Annotated in this window: 25 protein-coding genes and 1 tRNA gene; 14 read left to right on the top strand and 12 right to left on the bottom strand. The window is 34.2% G+C overall.

Annotation, left to right across the window (positions count from 1 at the left end):
* The first annotated feature begins 37 nt into the window (after nucleotides 1-37).
* The gene (locus tag VEU72_05005; GenBank protein HYL66491.1) at nucleotides 38-478 is read left to right on the top strand and encodes a CBS domain-containing protein; all 441 of its coding nucleotides are present in this window, start codon (nucleotides 38-40) and stop codon (nucleotides 476-478) included.
* Here VEU72_05005 and VEU72_05000 read toward each other — a convergent pair.
* Complete coding sequence (locus VEU72_05000) at nucleotides 475-735, bottom strand: phosphoribosylformylglycinamidine synthase subunit PurS (protein HYL66490.1); 261 nt, start codon at nucleotides 733-735, stop codon at nucleotides 475-477. The genes VEU72_05005 and VEU72_05000 overlap by 4 nt on opposite strands.
* Before the next feature lie 159 nt (nucleotides 736-894).
* Between VEU72_05000 and VEU72_04995 the strand changes: the two genes are divergently transcribed.
* Nucleotides 895-1,737, top strand: a complete 843-nt coding sequence (locus VEU72_04995; protein HYL66489.1) for a methyltransferase domain-containing protein — start codon at nucleotides 895-897, stop codon at nucleotides 1,735-1,737.
* Nucleotides 1,738-1,779: 42 nt separating this feature from the next.
* On the opposite strand, the gene VEU72_04990 is transcribed toward VEU72_04995, so the two are convergent.
* Complete coding sequence (locus VEU72_04990; protein ID HYL66488.1) at nucleotides 1,780-2,247, bottom strand: cupin domain-containing protein; 468 nt, start codon at nucleotides 2,245-2,247, stop codon at nucleotides 1,780-1,782.
* 118 nt (nucleotides 2,248-2,365) lie between these two features.
* Between VEU72_04990 and VEU72_04985 the strand changes: the two genes are divergently transcribed.
* The 4 genes from VEU72_04985 (at nucleotide 2,366) to VEU72_04970 (ending at nucleotide 3,712) form a co-directional block, all read left to right on the top strand.
* Nucleotides 2,366-2,440: transfer RNA gene (locus VEU72_04985), tRNA-Thr, on the top strand.
* Between the two features lie 51 nt (nucleotides 2,441-2,491).
* Nucleotides 2,492-2,725, top strand: a complete 234-nt coding sequence (locus tag VEU72_04980; GenBank protein ID HYL66487.1) for an Lrp/AsnC ligand binding domain-containing protein — start codon at nucleotides 2,492-2,494, stop codon at nucleotides 2,723-2,725.
* A 127-nt stretch (nucleotides 2,726-2,852) separates the two neighbouring features.
* Nucleotides 2,853-3,140, top strand: a complete 288-nt coding sequence (locus VEU72_04975) for a hypothetical protein (GenBank protein HYL66486.1) — start codon at nucleotides 2,853-2,855, stop codon at nucleotides 3,138-3,140.
* 65 nt (nucleotides 3,141-3,205) lie between these two features.
* The gene (locus tag VEU72_04970) at nucleotides 3,206-3,712 is read left to right on the top strand and encodes a hypothetical protein (protein ID HYL66485.1); all 507 of its coding nucleotides are present in this window, start codon (nucleotides 3,206-3,208) and stop codon (nucleotides 3,710-3,712) included.
* Nucleotides 3,713-3,731: 19 nt separating this feature from the next.
* On the opposite strand, the gene VEU72_04965 is transcribed toward VEU72_04970, so the two are convergent.
* Nucleotides 3,732-4,190: a hypothetical protein gene (locus VEU72_04965; protein ID HYL66484.1), complete on the bottom strand. Its 459-nt coding sequence runs from the start codon at nucleotides 4,188-4,190 to the stop codon at nucleotides 3,732-3,734.
* 298 nt (nucleotides 4,191-4,488) lie between these two features.
* On the opposite strand from VEU72_04965, the gene VEU72_04960 reads away from it, so the two are divergent.
* Nucleotides 4,489-4,773, top strand: coding sequence for a hypothetical protein (locus VEU72_04960; protein HYL66483.1), 285 nt, complete (start codon nucleotides 4,489-4,491; stop codon nucleotides 4,771-4,773).
* Between the two features lie 45 nt (nucleotides 4,774-4,818).
* Nucleotides 4,819-5,142 (top strand): hypothetical protein, encoded by a 324-nt coding sequence (locus tag VEU72_04955; GenBank protein ID HYL66482.1) that lies wholly within the window; start codon nucleotides 4,819-4,821, stop codon nucleotides 5,140-5,142.
* Here VEU72_04955 and VEU72_04950 read toward each other — a convergent pair.
* Nucleotides 5,134-7,164, bottom strand: coding sequence for a thioredoxin domain-containing protein (locus VEU72_04950; GenBank protein HYL66481.1), 2,031 nt, complete (start codon nucleotides 7,162-7,164; stop codon nucleotides 5,134-5,136). The genes VEU72_04955 and VEU72_04950 overlap by 9 nt on opposite strands.
* A gap of 73 nt (nucleotides 7,165-7,237) precedes the next feature.
* Between VEU72_04950 and VEU72_04945 the strand changes: the two genes are divergently transcribed.
* Entirely contained in the window at nucleotides 7,238-7,390 is a 153-nt protein-coding gene (locus VEU72_04945) for a hypothetical protein (protein ID HYL66480.1), read from the top strand.
* A gap of 12 nt (nucleotides 7,391-7,402) precedes the next feature.
* Here VEU72_04945 and VEU72_04940 read toward each other — a convergent pair whose 3' ends face one another.
* The 3 genes from VEU72_04940 to VEU72_04930 all read right to left on the bottom strand — a co-directional run bounded on the left by VEU72_04940 (nucleotide 7,403) and on the right by VEU72_04930 (nucleotide 9,290).
* Complete coding sequence (locus VEU72_04940; GenBank protein HYL66479.1) at nucleotides 7,403-8,239, bottom strand: hypothetical protein; 837 nt, start codon at nucleotides 8,237-8,239, stop codon at nucleotides 7,403-7,405.
* Nucleotides 8,240-8,339: 100 nt separating this feature from the next.
* Entirely contained in the window at nucleotides 8,340-8,567 is a 228-nt protein-coding gene (locus VEU72_04935) for a hypothetical protein (GenBank protein HYL66478.1), read from the bottom strand.
* A 132-nt stretch (nucleotides 8,568-8,699) separates the two neighbouring features.
* Nucleotides 8,700-9,290: a hypothetical protein gene (locus VEU72_04930; protein ID HYL66477.1), complete on the bottom strand. Its 591-nt coding sequence runs from the start codon at nucleotides 9,288-9,290 to the stop codon at nucleotides 8,700-8,702.
* Nucleotides 9,291-9,434: 144 nt separating this feature from the next.
* On the opposite strand from VEU72_04930, the gene VEU72_04925 reads away from it, so the two are divergent.
* Entirely contained in the window at nucleotides 9,435-9,890 is a 456-nt protein-coding gene (locus tag VEU72_04925; GenBank protein HYL66476.1) for a RidA family protein, read from the top strand.
* Between the two features lie 27 nt (nucleotides 9,891-9,917).
* Here VEU72_04925 and VEU72_04920 read toward each other — a convergent pair whose 3' ends face one another.
* The gene (locus tag VEU72_04920) at nucleotides 9,918-10,901 is read right to left on the bottom strand and encodes a DHH family phosphoesterase (GenBank protein HYL66475.1); all 984 of its coding nucleotides are present in this window, start codon (nucleotides 10,899-10,901) and stop codon (nucleotides 9,918-9,920) included.
* 43 nt (nucleotides 10,902-10,944) lie between these two features.
* Entirely contained in the window at nucleotides 10,945-11,166 is a 222-nt protein-coding gene (locus tag VEU72_04915; protein HYL66474.1) for a hypothetical protein, read from the bottom strand.
* Between the two features lie 139 nt (nucleotides 11,167-11,305).
* Between VEU72_04915 and VEU72_04910 the strand changes: the two genes are divergently transcribed.
* The 3 genes from VEU72_04910 (at nucleotide 11,306) to VEU72_04900 (ending at nucleotide 13,061) form a co-directional block, all read left to right on the top strand.
* Nucleotides 11,306-11,614 carry a hypothetical protein gene (locus tag VEU72_04910; GenBank protein HYL66473.1) on the top strand — a complete coding sequence of 103 codons (309 nt, stop codon included), beginning with the start codon at nucleotides 11,306-11,308 and terminating at the stop codon, nucleotides 11,612-11,614.
* Between the two features lie 91 nt (nucleotides 11,615-11,705).
* On the top strand, nucleotides 11,706-12,872 hold the full coding sequence (locus VEU72_04905; protein HYL66472.1) for a citrate/2-methylcitrate synthase: 1,167 nt from the start codon (nucleotides 11,706-11,708) through the stop codon (nucleotides 12,870-12,872).
* 9 nt (nucleotides 12,873-12,881) lie between these two features.
* Complete coding sequence (locus tag VEU72_04900; protein HYL66471.1) at nucleotides 12,882-13,061, top strand: hypothetical protein; 180 nt, start codon at nucleotides 12,882-12,884, stop codon at nucleotides 13,059-13,061.
* A 2-nt stretch (nucleotides 13,062-13,063) separates the two neighbouring features.
* Here VEU72_04900 and VEU72_04895 read toward each other — a convergent pair whose 3' ends face one another.
* Nucleotides 13,064-13,240 (bottom strand): hypothetical protein, encoded by a 177-nt coding sequence (locus VEU72_04895; protein HYL66470.1) that lies wholly within the window; start codon nucleotides 13,238-13,240, stop codon nucleotides 13,064-13,066.
* Nucleotides 13,241-13,382: 142 nt separating this feature from the next.
* Here VEU72_04895 and VEU72_04890 point away from each other — a divergent pair, with 142 nt between their 5' ends.
* On the top strand, nucleotides 13,383-13,733 hold the full coding sequence (locus VEU72_04890) for a hypothetical protein (GenBank protein HYL66469.1): 351 nt from the start codon (nucleotides 13,383-13,385) through the stop codon (nucleotides 13,731-13,733).
* On the opposite strand, the gene VEU72_04885 is transcribed toward VEU72_04890, so the two are convergent.
* Together VEU72_04885 and VEU72_04880 are read right to left on the bottom strand one after the other, a co-directional pair.
* A complete protein-coding gene (locus VEU72_04885; protein ID HYL66468.1) occupies nucleotides 13,719-15,005 on the bottom strand; it encodes a DUF4147 domain-containing protein in 1,287 nt (428 codons plus the stop codon). The genes VEU72_04890 and VEU72_04885 overlap by 15 nt on opposite strands.
* A 144-nt stretch (nucleotides 15,006-15,149) precedes the next feature.
* Nucleotides 15,150-17,169 (bottom strand): Ig-like domain repeat protein (locus VEU72_04880; GenBank protein ID HYL66467.1); only part of this gene is annotated, 2,020 nt, incomplete at its 5' end.

Genomic DNA, 17,169 nt, shown 5'->3' with positions numbered 1-17,169 from the left:
GAAATCATTTTTATCCTAATACTTTTTGGTACTAGCTATGGGTCAAGTACGTGACATCATGGTACGTAACGTGATTACCATAGAACATGACAAGACTGCAAAAGATGTCGCATTTTTACTTGCAGAAAAAGAAATCAGCTCCCTTGTAGTTATAAAAGACGGCACCCCGATAGGATTGGTTACAGAAAGAGACCTTGCTCGTAAAGTCTCAACTTCAGATAGGAAAAGTTCAGACGTGCCTCTCTCTGAAATAATGTCACATAATTTTCGATGGGTAGAACCTATGACTCCAATAGAGGATGCAGTTCAAAAAATGATTAATAAAAATATTCGTAGACTCCTTGTTCTTGAGAATGGGAATCTTGTTGGAATCATAACTGAAACAGACTTGGCAAAATACTTACGAAGTAAACTGTTGATAGATGGGGCCCTTGAGGATACCACTGCCCTTAACCGTAAGGTAGTAAAAAGTAGTTAGGCATCAAAACTTTCAACAGATACTTTACTTACAAGTGGATTATAAATTCTAAATTCATTACATAAATCCATTACAATTTTTTCAGCAATCTTTCGGTTTTTTGCATCTACATCAAATTTGAGTGTCTTTGCAGAGCGAACCTTTTTCACAGAAACGTTATGATCTTTTAGAACCAAGTCATTTAATATAGTATCGCCTTCAGGATCACTTATTTCTGGTTTATTTTCTATTGTCACATTCACTTTGAAAAATGTCATGTGATTTGTTTAATTGTAATTAATTTAAGCTTTGGCTATTCTGATTTTGTTTAATCAAAAAAACATACATATCTTCTCAATACCTCTGAAATTATAAACTAAAGTTCAACAATATTTTGATCAGAAAGGATTAACTTTAATAATATTATCAAAACAATTATGAGTTCAACGTTTAATCCAATTGAATACAAAATCAATACTAGAGCAAATTGGAATACTGTTGCGTCCCAATATCATAATAATTGGGCAAATAGTGATGCTGGACCTTTTAAATCTACAAAAGAATTGGTAAAAGCTGCAGAAATCAAACCTAGTGATTCTGTATTAGATGTAGCATGTGGAACTGGTGTAGTTTCAAAAGAAATTTCACGCCTACTTGGGAATTCAGGAAATCTTGTTGGAATAGATATCTCACGAATAGCGTTAGGTATTGCACAAAAATCAATTCAATTTAAAAATACAGATTTTATTGAGATGGATGCAGAAAATCTTGGCTTTCATGTAAATTTTGACAAAATAGTTTGTCAGTATGGTTTGATGTTTTTTCCAGATGTATACAAAGTACTAAAATCAATTAGAAATATTATGAAAAAAGATGGCAGAATAGCAATAGCAGTTCATGGAACACAGTCAGGTGTACCATATTTTAGTTGTATAATGAATTCAATTCTACACCATATTCCAGACATAAGAGTAAAAGGAACTCCAACGGTTCACAGATTTGGTGATCCGGAAGATTTGAAAAATGAAATAGGCACAGTAGGATTTGTAGATATAAAAATAATGAAATTCACTTTTGCTTATCATATAGGCAACTTTGAGGAATATTGGACAGATTACATGAATTCTACCGCAAATTCAATTTGGCAAAAAATTAAAACTAAGGGAATTGAAATAGTTGATGCAATAAAAAAAGAAGCAGAGCAAAACACTTCTCAATTTATTAAAAATGAAAAGATAGAATTTCCATGGGATGTTTTGATTGCTACAGCATCCAGATAATGAACTTTTGAATATAACACGATTCTTGTAGTCGTAATATCGTTATGATATGTTCTTTGCAAAAGTTTCCAAATCTGAATCAAACCATATCGTTTTTGCTTCTAGCCCTGCAGAGGTAAAGGAATTAATTGCAATATGGGAAAATTTTTGTTTTTTATTTATAGAACCATGTACATGTAAAGTATGTTTTGGAATGTAGACAACATCTCCTTTTTTAAGGAGAGTTTTTGAAAACTGCCTAATTTTCAAGCCTGTTTTTATAGTACCTCTAATTTTCTCATATGTGACAAGTATTCCCCTACCTTCAATCACAATTAGCGTCTGCCCTGCCTCATGGTAATGCAATTTAGTTTTAGCGCCTTTTTGGAAAGTTACATGGTATATTTTTTGTTCAAGTGATTTAATTATACGTGAAATGTCGTGTAGTAATACATTACCTACAAAATACTTCTTTTTTTGCAAAACAAGATTTCTATCTACATGTATAATTGAAATATTGTCTTTTTTCACTAGTGTTATTGATTTTTGATATTAAATAGTTGTTACGCTAATTATTTTTTAATACATCATCTATTAACTTGTCAATGTAATAACATTTTAAACCACCCTAACTTTCCTCTTACTTAATGCCAACGTAGCTCAGCCTGGCTAGAGCATCTGACTTGTAATCAGAAGGTCGAGGGTCCAAATCCCTTCGTTGGCTTTTTAAAAATAATAGACAAAAGTTAAGTAAGAACTAATTTGAAATGAATTTGTGCATAGAGGATACATTCTACTTAATTGTGATCTAGGAGCGGAAGAATACGTTGTAGAAGAACTAAAGAGGATTCCACAAGTAAAGAATGCGTTTGTGACATTTGGAGCATACGATATCATAATTGAGATGGAGGCAGATACGCAAGAAAACTTTGACAAGGCAATTTCTCTTAAAATACGAAGTATGCCAAGAGTCATAAGTACAATGACGCTAAATGTTGTAAATCAATAACAAATTAAAGAAATCAGAGTATTGTTAGAATCATATTTTATAAAAACATAATTTTGTTTTTTAGTCAAAATTTAGCGACGATCATTTTTCGAAGGATAATTATAGAAGTGAATTAACTTATCAGAAATTGGAAAAAATTGAATACGAAGGTACTGTTTGGGCAATAAATCATGGATTGCCAGAACCGTTACTTAATCATTGTATAAAAAAGCTTGTAGATTATGGAATAAAAAAAGAAGATATTGTCATTACTGATGCTCCCTCTGATGTAAAGATTGGAACTATTGTAGTAGACATTTGGCCATATCATTTGGAAGTGGGACGCGTTCGAACGGTAAGAAATGACTCATACATAAGTGGAAGCGTATTGATAATAGAGCTCAAGGCGGACGCTGAAGGAACATATATTGACTAGCCTCTTTCAAAAAAGTTCATGTTTTTTAGAATAGATTTATTTCATATCTGAAATTACCAACATTGTTGAAGAAGAAGAAAATTCCAAATCCAAAAAGAAAGATGCACATGGCAATTGTTGCAGGAGTGATAATAATTGGTCTAGTCATCATGTTCAATTATAATCTTGATCAGGCAAAAATATCAGGTCAGAGTTTTGGTGACAGTCTTGCACAATTGCAAAATGATCTCAAAAATGAAACTGCCAACTATGATGCAAAAATAATACAATATCAAAATGGAAACATAACAAAGCATGACATATTACAAATTTCAGATACACATACATCTGTTCTAAACAACATATTATCAAAATACAATAATCTAAAGCCGCCAGAGCCTTTTGCACCTTCTTTAGAATTATTCAAACTTTCTACTCAAGCTCAACTTGATAGTGATAAACTCTTAAAAGAATGGATTCAGACAGGGGATAATTCTACTAAGATCAGATCTGATCAACTCTTAGAACAGGCATTTAACTATGAATCAAGAGCTCTTGATTCATTTTACAAAGCCAAAACCAATTCAGAGTAGCTTTTTTATAATAAAATTACTACAGCAAACCTTGATTATTTAATACATCAAATGTAGATCGCAGCTCATCAAGTAAAGCATTTTTTTCTAAAGGAATCGGAACAGCAAACGAGATTGGAAAGGTAATACTTAACATATCTGGGTCTGTATGAGATACGCGGATTTTATGACTATGGTTTTTTTGAGATGCAATAAATTTTTGCCACCACACAATTCTATCTCTTACTTCATCTATTCTTGCTTCAAGATAATCCATTTCTATTTCATTATCAAGACTAAATATCCCAAATTTTATCATAGGAAGTAATAGGTATCCACCTGGGATTTTTTCGTGTTTTTTATGCATTTCCTCAATTACATCGTCAATTTTTTCTTGTGGAAATATATCGCCATACTCTGGAGCAAAATATCCGGCTATGTTTTTGTTCTCATCAAAGATTCGAAAATAATCTCCTTCTCGCTCAAGCCTCCATTGCATATTTGTTAGGTAAAAATGAATAATAATTAAGCCATTTGAGTTGTGCTCAAGCATTTTCCGCAAAAATAACCCTTACCAGTATTAAACATAGTAGAGTTCTTACACTGAGGGCACTCTTTGTTTATTCTATTGATTTCTATAGGCATGACAAAGAGTCTGCGATCAATCTAAAAAGAAACTAGGTCAACATTATGTTAGTATTTTCTCTAATTACATGATATCATGATGAATGCACTAGAATTTTTGTTCGTTTTCTTTAAAATCAAACATTATAAACGATAGTTTGAAATCTTAATTATTGGCTATCCCTGCAACAACCAAAGATTTCATCATTAATCTTATAGATTACTATATCAACGAAGCTTCTTCTTACAAACAGTTTGCACAAGAATATGCCCCTGATGTTAAAGACATTACAGTCACGACTTTTGGAATAATAATTGGTTGTGTATATTCAGGTTTTTTACAAGCTTATGCAAACCAGAAACAAAAACCAAGTCTTGATGATATTCAAGAATTTCATCAAATAATTAAACACAGAACAGCTCAAATTAAAAAAGGCATTTTAGATGCCAAAGTATAGTTTATTTACGTTAGAGATAAATTCCTACACTATTTAGGATCATACATGTCAGAAGTAATTCATTATCAAATTCAACAGCTTGTAGACAACGGTCAGACAGTTCAATTATCACTTGTTGAAGACGTACAAACAGAACCCATGTCACAAAAACAGCTCATGCTTGATGCGATAAATAACAAACTAGAGCCAGAACTCAGAGAACAAATAGCTCCATTTATTGAAGCAATACTTCAATCCCAGCCAACAATAGCAATAAAAAGTTACGCACAGACTGCGATAACAATCATCATGCCAAAACGCAGATATGAAAAGATGGGCAGCCCAAGTGTTGGACAAAAATTAGAGATAAATATTAAAAGTTTAAAGTAGTTTTTCTATTTCAGTTAACGAATAAAGTGGTAATGAGCATGTGAAATTTTTACATACAAAAACCTTAGTTCTTGTTTTGTCATATTCTTTTCCTGCAAAAAACGGATAGTTTTGTAGGTCTTCCAAATATTCTTCCTTTAGAATTGTCACCAGTATGGATTCTGGCAGAAATCGTCTAGTCAGATTTACATAAATCTCATCATTTTCTTTATTTAGTAAAGTGATCTCAGTTGGTTTTTGCAAATAGAGATACATTGCAATTAAAAGTTGCCCAAATCCAAACGGATTTTCTGCCGCCATTGTTGAAAGTGATTCCATTATCTTAACTGAAACATCAAGATACTTGATGTTTTGTGTAATATGATAGAGTCTTAGAAATGTGTTTGCTGCAACGGAATTTCCTGATGGGAGAGATAGATCGTAAATGTTTTTTGTTCGAATAATTAATTGTTCATGATTGTCTGCAGTGAAAAAAAAGTTTTTTTCATCCTCATCCCAAAAATGTTCAAGTAAATAATTTGCATAATAAATTGCAAGTTCGAGATATTTTTTATCTGGATTTGTTTCAAAGAGGTCTAAAAGCGCATTTGTAAAATAGGCATAGTCATCAAGATATGCCTTGAGCTTTGCCTGTCCGTCTTTATGTGTTCTTAAAAGCTCACCATTTTTTGTGAGATTTTTTTGTATAAAGTTCACACATTTTTCTGCAATTTCTAAAAATCTTGTTTGCCCTGAAATTCTAAATCCCTTGACAAACGCAGATATCATAAGTGCATTCCAGCTTGTAAGGATTTTTTCATCTTTTCCTGGCGCTACTCGTTTTGAACGTATTTCAAAGAGTTTTTCAGAGCATTTTTGTATGACCTCTTTTACTTCTTGCTCCGTTTTACCAAATTGAAATGCCACCGTGGAAATATTGATGTTATTATGTAATATTGTATGGCCTTCAAAATTTCCACCATCAACTACATCAAAATAAAGACAAAAAATATCAGCATCCTTGCCTATGATTTCTTGGATCTCATTTTTCTTCCAAACATAAAATTTACCTTCTTCACCTTCTGAATCTGCATCCTGTGCAGAATAAAATCCTCCATCAGATGAAGTCATATCACGTAATACGTATTGCAAAGTCTGATTTACAACCTCAAGATATCTTGTGTCTTTAGTAATTTGATATGCCTCTGCATAAACTATTGGTAAGAGTGCATTATCATATAGCATCTTTTCAAAATGCGGAACAAGCCATCGAGAGTCTGTAGAATATCTGTGAAATCCACCGCCTAGGTGATCATAAATTCCACCATTTGCCATCTTGTTTAGTGTTTTGAAAACAAACTCTTGAAATCTTGCAATTCCAGAAAGTTTTGAGTATCTTAACATAAAAGAAAGATTTGCTGCATTAGGAAACTTTGGAGCTTGTCCAAACCCTCCATTTATTGGGTCACCCATAGAAAGAAGGTTCAATGCAGCCTCATCAAGTATTGCTTTTTCTAGCTTTGTTGCTAAAGATATTGATTCGGTTTGTTGCAGTGCGTTCATGAAATTCTCAGTTGCAGATTCTACATCATTGGGTTTCTCTTTCCAAGCTTGTGATAATTGTCTAAGCAAACTACCAAAACCAGGTCTGCCATAGTTGTCCAATGGCGGAAAATAAGTACCAACATAGAATGGTTTTTGTTCAGGAGTAAGAAATACACTCAATGGCCAGCCTCCACTGCCAGTTGTTAGCTGACAAACTTTTTGATAAATATCATCAATGTCTGGACGCTCTTCTCTATCTACTTTGATATTAACAAAATTTTCGTTCATGATTTGTGCAATATCTTCATTTTCAAATGATTCGTGTGCCATCACATGGCACCAGTGACATGCACTATATCCAATGCTTAAAAAAATAGGTTTATTTTCATCCTTTGCTTTTTTTAACGCTTCTTCTCCCCAAGTATACCATTTTACTGGATTGTATGCATGTTGTAAAAGATAGGGGCTGGTTTCTTTTATGAGGTTATTTGCTTGCATATAATTCAAAGATTAGTTTGGTTATTTGTGTGTAATTCAAATGTTAAATAAAAGATAAAATTTCTTTTCGTATATGAATTGCAAGAGGTGTCATCACATTGATCAAGCTCATGAACCATCAGACAAAAACCGCTCTTTTGCAAAAGTAGGCAAATGCCTCATACCACAATGTTCATGCATCCAATACATAGATCCCATAGAAGAAATTGATGAAGATTTGCTTTAATTATTTCAAGTATTATTTTGTAGTAATGGCCAAGTTTTCATTAATGTTTGCAGATTTGTGTGTACCATTTGTAGTGGTTTGATTTACATTAGTTGATGTCATTGTCTGCTGTCCTGTTTGATGCAAAGTACTATTTGTGTTGTTTAATTTTTGAGAGATTATTGCAGATTCATTGCCATTATTCATAGTAGCATTAGTGTTAGTAACAGGAGAAACACTGGGCATGGTCACCGACGGTGTAGGTGTTATAGATGAAGCATTAACCCCACCTGTAGATGAGCCAGAACCTAATACCATCCTCAAATTATCTGCATAAGAAGGACTAAAAATTATTACATTAACATCTGGATCCTTATTAGCTACTTGTTGTGTTTGTTCGTCCGCAGTAGCATTAACAAGATGATCATCATGTTTACTCATAGATAATTTTGCACCAACAGGCATTGCATTGTTAAAGAAAATAATATTATAGCCTTGTGCTGGAGTAAAAGCTGCTACTTCTGCATGTGCCATCAAATCTACATTACTATCACGAGAGTTTCCAAATACAAGAATTTGTAATCCGTTGGCATTTTGTTGATACTGGTCTTGAAGTTTTTTTGTATCATTAATAGAATCAGTATGATCAAGCAACTTTAATTTTGCACCTACAGGCGCAGCATGATCAAAAGAGACAATGTTGTAACCTTGTTTTGTGGTCATGGCATCAATTTCTTGCCCAGCCATAAGTCCAGTACCAAAATGATAGTTACTTCCTATTGACCAGGAGATCAAGCCAATGACTGTAAGTGAAACAGAGATTACAATCATGGAATACCCTACTTTACGATAATTGTGAGGCTCTTTCATGTGCTTCAAAAAAATGTCAGCCTGAATTTAATCTTTTATTAAATGCCTTTCAGCTATCAATTTAGCAACATTTTAAAATAAATTACAAAATCCATTTGAATCATGAATCTGCTTTACGTTCAACTTTGAAGATTTGCAGTGTGAGCAAATCAATTGCCTTCTTTAGGTGATCAAATTCGTTTAAAGAGTGTAATTGGTTTTCAGCAAGTACCCTTAGCACACCAATAAGTGACTTTTGAAAGTTATCAGTTGCTGAAGCCTCAAGAGCATTCAATTTTGACATCAATACGTCCAGATCTTTTTGGGTTGGATGATGTCTTTTTTCCATATTAAACATTTTATTCACAACATAATATAGTCTACGTATGTGATTCTATGAAAAAACGCAAATCTTCAAATCTGTTTTAATAATTAAAATTTTAGAAAATTCTAATATTTTATTTGAATTAGGATGTTATTTTCAGGTTAGCGATGATTGCCACTTTATAATCTGTAATGCGCCACTAACAGTACTTTGGATTGGAGCATTTCTATAATCCCATGCTTTTACAATGATGTTTGACGTACCCATTGGTGCTTGTGGAGTTATCTTAAATGTCAGATACATGTAGTGTCCTTGCGTAGATGTACTAACTGTAACTGATTTGAATAATTTGTTAGGATCATGTGTTGTCAAACCAACACCTTTGTCATATGCTATCCATTCACCATTTGAGTAAACAGTAGGATTGTTACTAGCAGTTATGTAAAGTCCAACATGATTTAGGTATTGTACACCATCAGTATGAAATACCTTTAAGGTAACTGTTGATGGCACGTTAACGTAAAATGTCTGTGTTGGTATACTTTGGCTGAATTTGGATATATCAAAAGTACGACTATCGATTTTCAGTCCGTCATGATAGGTAAAATCATAGATATGACCAAATGATGGACCATGTGTTATACCATGTCCCCAAACTGCATATGCATTTGAACTAGTTCCTACATATGATGATATTAAAATCAGAAATATCGCAGCACTTGAAATTTTTAGAATTGTTTTATTCATTTCAGTGAATTCATACCCTATGATGGGGTATATAAGATTTTGACTTTCTATGTATGTTATTGTTTATTTTATAAAATTCATAGATGTACAGTCTTCATATTTTATGAAGATAAAGTTAAAACCCATACAATAAAATCAGATTTTATGATAGACGAAAAACTTGCTTTACTTGGTATCATTCTTCCTAGTCCTCCAAAACCAGCTGGCTCTTATGTTCCTGTTGTTGTCACAGGCAAACTTGTGTTTGTCTCAGGTCAAATTCCAATAAAAGATGGCAAGGTAGTATATTTGGGAAAGGTGTCAAAAGAGATTTCAATTGAGGATGCACAAAAGGCGGCCAAACTTTGCATAATAAATGCACTTGCCCAGATTAAAAATGAGCTTGGAAGCTTGGATAAAATCTCAAGAATCATTAGAGTTTCTGGATTTGTCAACTCTACACCAGAATTTACTGAGCAGCCCAAAGTAATTAACGCTGCATCAGACTTGATCTTTGAAATATTTGGAATAAAGGGACAACATAGTAGAATAGCCATAGGAGTTGCAAGCCTTCCCTTAAATTCATGTGTAGAAATCGATGTGATAGCAGAAATGATTTAAACTCTAAAAAAATCAAGTTTTTTATAATCAATGTGCCAATTTAGAATTAAATTTTTTTAGAAAAAGAGTTATCTTTTCTTTTGGTATGACTGCACCGCATGCCTTGTCATGTCCTCCGCCAGAGCCTCCAAGTTCAGTTGCCAGTGCATTAACGATTCTTCCAAGATGAACCTTGGATGCTCTAGAACCCCTAACTGATACAGCATAGATTCCATGGTCTTCTCTTAATTTGTAAGATACTCCTACATCTTTTCCTGACATACCTAAAACAAAATTTACAACCATGCTTGCACCAGAGTCTGTAACCTCCATGTATGCAAGATTTTTCATGGTTTTCATGTTATCTTTTACTTTTTGAATCACGCCAGAGATTTTTTCTGCCTGTAAACGTGCAAATTCAAAGGCATTTGGAATGTCATGCGGATATTTTGCCTCACTTAGTTCATCTACAAGATAAAGCAGATATTCACTGTCTTTTTGGTGGCTCACAATAGTAAATGTGAGAACAGTCGCTTCAAGCAAAGCAAATTGTCTATCAAATTTTTGAAGAAGTTTTGAGCCCAATGGCCTATCTTCCATATAATCAGTTATTGCAGAGCATGCAGCTACAAAAGCGCTGTGATCTGTCATCTTTTTCTTAAACGCATCATATACCTGAACTGTAGTGCATTCATTGACGTTATGAATTAGTTTAACTTTGAGTGATTTGATTTTCTTTTTTACATTTTCATCCAAATCATGGTGATCAATATATGTAATTGAAATTCGTTTTTTTCTAAGAGCTGATAACAACTCAATAAATTGGTCTTGATTAGTTTTACTTAGACCCAGGTCACAAATATACAAAGTTTTCAGAGAGTCGTTATTTTTTAGCTGTTCAAGCTCAGTCATAAGACCTGGATAGTCAACCAGTTTTGTTTCACCACCAAATGCTTGCCTAACAAGTGAAGCAGCACCTATTCCATCTGCATCTTCTTTATGAGAAACACATACTATACTAGTTCTTGTCATAGAATTATCAAGGCAGAATGACCCTCATTTAAACCAAAAATATTCAAACTGTTTTCTTTGCATTCATGAAAATTTTGAATCGAGACACAAGATTTTGATGTCCTGCCACATCTTGTAAAACAACACAATACATATCGTAAAATGTTATTCCAAGCAATCTTGATTCCCTGTCAAGCTGACCTATCTCTTCAAGAACTTCGGGGTCATTTGAAACTAGGACAAATTCATCAACTAGTTTTATGAAACTGTCTTCCATTTCACTCATTTTCAATCTTTTTTGAAAATTTGTGCTATATGGCACAAAGTTGTCAGATTAGACAAACTGCTTAATTTTTGACTGCTTTCCTGTATGTAACTTTTCTAAAAGACAAGAACATTTTAGCAAATTTCCATATACTGGAGTGATGTTTCCAGATGCAAACAAGGTAAAAAAAGCACTCGTAAGTCTAGCCCTGGAAGAATCATTACTTGAAATAGGTAGCACCAAACTATTGCATGATGTTTTTAGGATACTATATGAAAAGTTCCAGTCTTATTTGCCTGATTGCTATGATCATCCAGAATATCTAAGTAGCATATTTGCTGAGCTTGATAGTGGAACGGCTAATGTTTTCTTAGAATTACTCAATGAGAAATTAGTGGAATTCTCCTACCAAAAACCAATTGGGGAATTTTTAGTAAAAATAAACAAAATAAAATGCACAGTAAGTTAAGAAAATTTTAGGATTAAAATTTGTATTTAGTTACGCTGTACCATGTTTTAGTATGGTATAATTTTAATACGTATTTTTTGCAGTAATACTAGTGCAAACAAAAAACATTGGTCTTCGCAATATCGAGGTAGCTGATACAAAGATTTCTGCAATTGATGGCATAAATGGCAAACTAATTTACAGAGGATATGACATTTTGGACCTTGTCAAAAAATCTACATTTGAGGAAACTGCATGCATGTTACTCAATGATGATCTTCCGTCAAAAGCAGTACTTGCTGAATTTAATGACAAACTTGTTACTTCACGTGAAGTCCCAGAAGGTCTAGAGAAAAACCTCAAGAATTTGCCAAAAACAGCAAACCCCATGGATGTTTTGCAGTCTTCTGTGGCAATACTTTCTGCATATGACAATGAAAAATCAGATGATAGGCCTACAAATTATGCCAGAGCCATTAATCTTATTTCCAAACTACCAATAATCACATCATGCTGGGACAGAATTCGCAATGGAAAGGAAATCATTCAACCATCAAAAGATCTTAGCCATGCCGCTAATTTTCTTTACATGCTTACAGGAAACATACCAGATAACGAATTTGCCAGAATTTTTGACATTTGTTTGATTTTACATGCGGAACATAGTTTTAATGCATCTACTTTTGCCGCAAGAGAAGTTGCATCCACACGTGCTCACATGTATGCTGCAGTCAGTGCTGCCATTGGTGCACTAAGCGGTGAATTGCATGGCGGAGCTAATTTTCAAGTAATGAAGATGCTTTTAGATATCAAGACTGAAGAGAACGTTGAACCATGGATTAAAGAAAAACTTGTTCAAGGTAAAAAAATAATGGGAATGGGTCATGCTGTATACAAGACATTTGATCCGCGTGCCGAAGTGCTCAGAGAATTATCAAGACGATTATCTGAAAAAACAGGAGACCCTTGGTATAAAATTACAAAAAAAGTTGAAGACATTACAGAAGAAGAGATGAAAAAGGTAAAAGGATCAGATATTTTTCCAAATGTGGATCTTTACAGTGCATCTGCTTACTATATGCTAAAAATTCCAATGGATTTGAATACGCCAATTTTTGCAATCTCTAGAGTTGCAGGATGGACAGCTCATATCATTGAAGAAAAATTTGCCGAAGCTGCACCAAAACCAATGCTTTACAGACCAAAAGCAGTCTATGTGGGAAAATATTGCGGGCCGTCAGGATGCGAATACGTACCTCTAGAAAAAAGGCAACAATAAGTGATTTAAATGAAAATACCAATTGGCATCATTATTGTGATAGGAGTTTTACTTTTGAGCATTTTTCTTATTACTGAGTTTATCTTTCCTGACATTATTTGTAAAGTAATTCATAGATCAGATATCAAAACATCTGCAGGACAATACAATCCCAATTTGTTAAGTGATATTTGTTCCGGAATTACATAAAACTAGTTTCTAGTAGATAACCATTCTTTTGCTTTGATATCAATATCATATCTATGCAATACATGAAAGACCATCTCATAAAATGTCAGACCACGTTTGTGCGCTTCACCATCTATCCATTTCAGACCTTCTGCAAGCTCTGGGTCATATTCAGAAAACTCTACTAATTCATCTACCATATTAGTGAAGAAAGAGTTTGCCTCTAACACGCCATCAAGTTTTCATTTTTATTATTCAGTGCTATATTCAAAATATATAGACAATCAACGCCTTTTTGGTTGACATATGGATCATCTCTGTTATTTTGATGGTGATGAGAAAATGATCTCATGGGTCATCAAAAATGATGAGACAATGTTTGAGCAGACGCGAGATCATGCTGAGATCTATTTTGATAAAATATCAAAAGAGCAATCAAAATACATTGCACTTCATGTTGGGATCTTTTGGGCAATCGGTAGAATCATAATAAAAAATGGGGATACCGTAAAGATCATGCTTGATCTAAAATCAATGCATGAACACTTGACTGGAAAAAAGCAAGATCATGATCATTTAATAGAATCACGAATTAGTTTCATAAAACAGATAATAGAACAACGAAATATTCAGATTCAATTTGAAATAATCGAACCATCACAAAACATTGCTACAAAACTATTGTCTGCTTAACAATACACCAATATCCATAAGATTTGTGTGTGTAGGTCCAGTAAATATCAGACCTTTATGCTTTTTAAAAAAATAGTACGAATTGTTGTTTTTTAGAAAATTACGTATATCATGAATATCTTTTGAGATTTCCATGATTGCACCACTTGCATCAGTATTTCCATCTTTTCCATCAGTGCCACACGATGCAATTACAATATTTTTTCTATTGTTTTGAATCTTGCCAAACATAGATAGGACTAGCTCTTGGTTTCTTCCTCCCTTTCCATTTCCTATTACTTTAACGGTAGGCTCACCACCAAAAATAAGACAAGAATGCTTTTTCATTGGAAATGATTGCAGTAGATTTTTTGCAACAAGTGTAACATCACCAGATACAGAGTGGATTATACCTGCAGTATATCCAAGCTGTCGTGCTCTTTGCATCATCACATCAAGACAGTCATTGTTTGTAGCAATGATATGATTCTTTATTTTCGAAGATTTTGGAGTCTCTGGTATTTTATTATGAATTCCAAGATCTAATCTTTTTAGAACACCTTGTGGTATGTGTTTTTTAAGGCCATATTTTGTTAATATTTTATCTGCATCTTTGAAGGTGGTCTTATCAAAATATGTAGGCGCTGATGCAATATCTGACAGGTCATCACCAACAACATCAGACATTACAAGCGATACTGCATCACATATGAGACTTTCTGCCAGTTTTCCTCCTTTAATTTTTGAGAGATGTTTTCTTATACAGTTTATTTCTTGTATGTTTGCACCTGATTTTAATAATAAACTAGTGGTAATTTTTTTGTCTAAAAGTGATATGCCATCAGGTAGTGAAACAAGTGAAGAGCCTCCACCAGATATTAAAAATATTATAAAATCAGACGGTCTTTTATTTTTTAAAAATTCTACAATTTGTTTTCCTGCATGAACACTCTGTTTATTTGGTACTGGGTGGCCAGCATAAAGAATCTTGAATTTTTTATTTACCAATACAGACTGGGTACCACATGGAATCACTATAATGCCACCATTAATTCTGGCTAGAGAAAAGACTGCTTTTGCCATAGAATCTGCAGCCTTGCCAAATCCAACAACAAAAATTCTAGCATATTTTGAGAGCAATATAGTCTTTTTACCTATAACTAGCCTGTCTTTTTTTACAATTTTTCTTAACGTATCACCAGGCAATGCAGCTTCTAGTCCTGCTTCTATAATACGTAACGCATCTTTTTTTTCCTGATTTGTAGCAAGCTCTTTAAAATTTTTTATTATCATAAGTCAAGGTGATTAACAAACTTATGATTATTGTATCTTATGTAGTAAAAACACTAATTATTGATGATAAAAAGTAGTATAATTTAACTAGAGAAAATGCAATTATAATAAAATAGGCAAACTCTATTCATTTTTTAGATTGTTCTAGTCGTCTCCGTGTTTATCACCAGAGTGATTTTGTTTTTGTTTGGATTTGCCATTTTCTCCATGCTCACCATTTCCATCATCAGAATTCTTTTCACCATTGTGATTACCATTGTTTTTATCATTATCAGAGTTCTTTTCATCATTGTTATCCCCCTTATCAGAATTCTTTTCATCATTGTGATTACCATTGTTTTTATCATTATCAGAGTTCTTTTCATCGTTGTCATCATTATTACCACCTACACTTCCTGGAGTTGAACCTGAACCTCCAATGGTTATGATAGTAGAAATTGGAACAGAGTTTGAGGTACTAGGACCAAAGTTGGTATTGCCAGAATATGATGCAGTTAAAGAATATGTTCCTACAGGTATAGAAGACGTAGTAAATATTGCCTGACCACCTGACAATGCTACTGGAGAACCAAAGTTGGTTCCACTAAGTAATAATTGTACAGTGCCAGTTGCGGTACTTGGTGAGACTGTTGCTGTAAATGTGACAGAGTGACCAAATATTGTAGAAGTGGTGTTTGAGCTCAATGAAATTGTGCTGCTGGTGATGGTAACCTGGTTTACAGTCTGTGCCAATTGAGCACTAGTGCTTGTCGCATCATTTGTGTCACCAAGATACTTTGCTACAATGTTGTGTGAGCCTGCTGATAATGATGATGTGGTAAAGGTTGCATGACCTGATGATACTACACCTGTGCCAAGTATCGTACTTGAATCATTGAACTGTACTGTTCCTGTTGCTGTACTTGGTGAGACTGTGGCTGTAAATGTGACAGAACTGCCTATGGTTGATGGGTTTTGTGATGATGTGAGGGTTGTTGCGGTAGTAGTTAATGTAATCTGGTTTATGATCTGTGTTAATGCGCTGCTACTAGGAATGTCATTTGTGTCACCAGAATATGCAGCAGTTATGGTATGAGTTCCTACCGATAATGAAGATGAGCTAATGGTAGCAGTGCCGCCTGATAGTGTAACTGGAGAGCCAGTGTTTACTCCATCAATTGCAAACTGTACGGTGCCAGTTGCAGTGTTTGGTGTGATAGTTACAGTAAATGAAACTGATTGTCCAAATGATGATGGGTTGGCTGATGATGATACTACAGCTGTTGTAGTGGTGATTTGGTTTACTGTTTGTGTTAGTGCAGACGAATTGCTTGTCGCATCATTTGCATCACCAAGATACTTTGCTACAATGTTGTGTGAGCCTATGGATAATGATGATGTGGTAAAGGTTGCATGACCTGATGATACTACACCTGTGCCAAGTATCGTACTTGAATCATTGAACTGTACTGTTCCAGTTGCTGTACTTGGTGAGACTGTTGCTGTAAATGTGACAGAGTGGCTGATGGTTGATGGGTTTTGTGATGATGCGAGTGTTGTTGTGGTAGTAGATATGCTGATCTGGTTTACAGTTTGCGTGAATGTACTTGTACTTGGAGCATCATTTGCATCGCCAAGATATTTTGCGACAATATTATGAGAACCAATTGATAATGATTGTGTGGTAAATGTTGCCTGACCAGACAATATTGTACTTGTACCAAGTATAGTAGATGGGCTGGTGCTTGAATCATTGAACTGTACTGTTCCGGTTGCTGTACTTGGTGAGACTGTTGCTGTAAATGTGACAGAGTGGCTGATGGTTGATGGGTTTTGTGATGATGTCAGGGTTGTTGTAGTGATGGTTACCTGGTTTACAGTCTGTGCCAATGGAGCACTAGTACTTGCCGCATCATTTGCATCGCCAAGATACTTTGCTACAATGTTGTGTGATCCTATGGATAATGATGATGTGGTAAAGGTTGCATGACCTGATGATACTACATCTGTGCCAAGTATCGTACTTGAATCATTGAACTGTACTGTTCCGGTTGCTGTACTTGGTGAGACTGTGGCTGTAAATGTTATAGATTGACCAAATATGGTAGAAACAGCATTTGAGCTCAGAACTGTGGAGGTTGATACTGGAGTTGCGAACTGTCCACCAGTACCAAAGGCCGAGTAA

Source organism: Nitrosopumilaceae archaeon (assembly GCA_035631875.1).
Classification (GTDB): Archaea; Thermoproteota; Nitrososphaeria; order Nitrososphaerales; family Nitrosopumilaceae; genus TA-20.
The sequence above is the reverse complement of the archived record's forward strand: the minus strand, read 5'-3'. Positions and strand labels throughout refer to the sequence as shown.

Coding starts and splice junctions, on each gene's coding strand:
- VEU72_05005 (HYL66491.1), top strand. CDS start 38: ATGGGTCAAGTACGTGACATCATGGTACGTAACGTGATTACCATAGAA.
- VEU72_05000 (HYL66490.1), bottom strand. CDS start 735: ATGACATTTTTCAAAGTGAATGTGACAATAGAAAATAAACCAGAAATA.
- VEU72_04995 (HYL66489.1), top strand. CDS start 895: ATGAGTTCAACGTTTAATCCAATTGAATACAAAATCAATACTAGAGCA.
- VEU72_04965 (HYL66484.1), bottom strand. CDS start 4,190: ATGCAATGGAGGCTTGAGCGAGAAGGAGATTATTTTCGAATCTTTGAT.
- VEU72_04955 (HYL66482.1), top strand. CDS start 4,819: ATGTCAGAAGTAATTCATTATCAAATTCAACAGCTTGTAGACAACGGT.
- VEU72_04950 (HYL66481.1), bottom strand. CDS start 7,164: ATGCAAGCAAATAACCTCATAAAAGAAACCAGCCCCTATCTTTTACAA.
- VEU72_04945 (HYL66480.1), top strand. CDS start 7,238: ATGAATTGCAAGAGGTGTCATCACATTGATCAAGCTCATGAACCATCA.
- VEU72_04940 (HYL66479.1), bottom strand. CDS start 8,239: ATGAAAGAGCCTCACAATTATCGTAAAGTAGGGTATTCCATGATTGTA.
- VEU72_04935 (HYL66478.1), bottom strand. CDS start 8,567: ATGGAAAAAAGACATCATCCAACCCAAAAAGATCTGGACGTATTGATG.
- VEU72_04930 (HYL66477.1), bottom strand. CDS start 9,290: ATGAATAAAACAATTCTAAAAATTTCAAGTGCTGCGATATTTCTGATT.
- VEU72_04925 (HYL66476.1), top strand. CDS start 9,435: ATGATAGACGAAAAACTTGCTTTACTTGGTATCATTCTTCCTAGTCCT.
- VEU72_04920 (HYL66475.1), bottom strand. CDS start 10,901: ATGACAAGAACTAGTATAGTATGTGTTTCTCATAAAGAAGATGCAGAT.
- VEU72_04915 (HYL66474.1), bottom strand. CDS start 11,166: ATGAGTGAAATGGAAGACAGTTTCATAAAACTAGTTGATGAATTTGTC.
- VEU72_04910 (HYL66473.1), top strand. CDS start 11,306: ATGTTTCCAGATGCAAACAAGGTAAAAAAAGCACTCGTAAGTCTAGCC.
- VEU72_04900 (HYL66471.1), top strand. CDS start 12,882: ATGAAAATACCAATTGGCATCATTATTGTGATAGGAGTTTTACTTTTG.
- VEU72_04895 (HYL66470.1), bottom strand. CDS start 13,240: ATGGTAGATGAATTAGTAGAGTTTTCTGAATATGACCCAGAGCTTGCA.
- VEU72_04890 (HYL66469.1), top strand. CDS start 13,383: ATGATCTCATGGGTCATCAAAAATGATGAGACAATGTTTGAGCAGACG.
- VEU72_04885 (HYL66468.1), bottom strand. CDS start 15,005: ATGATAATAAAAAATTTTAAAGAGCTTGCTACAAATCAGGAAAAAAAA.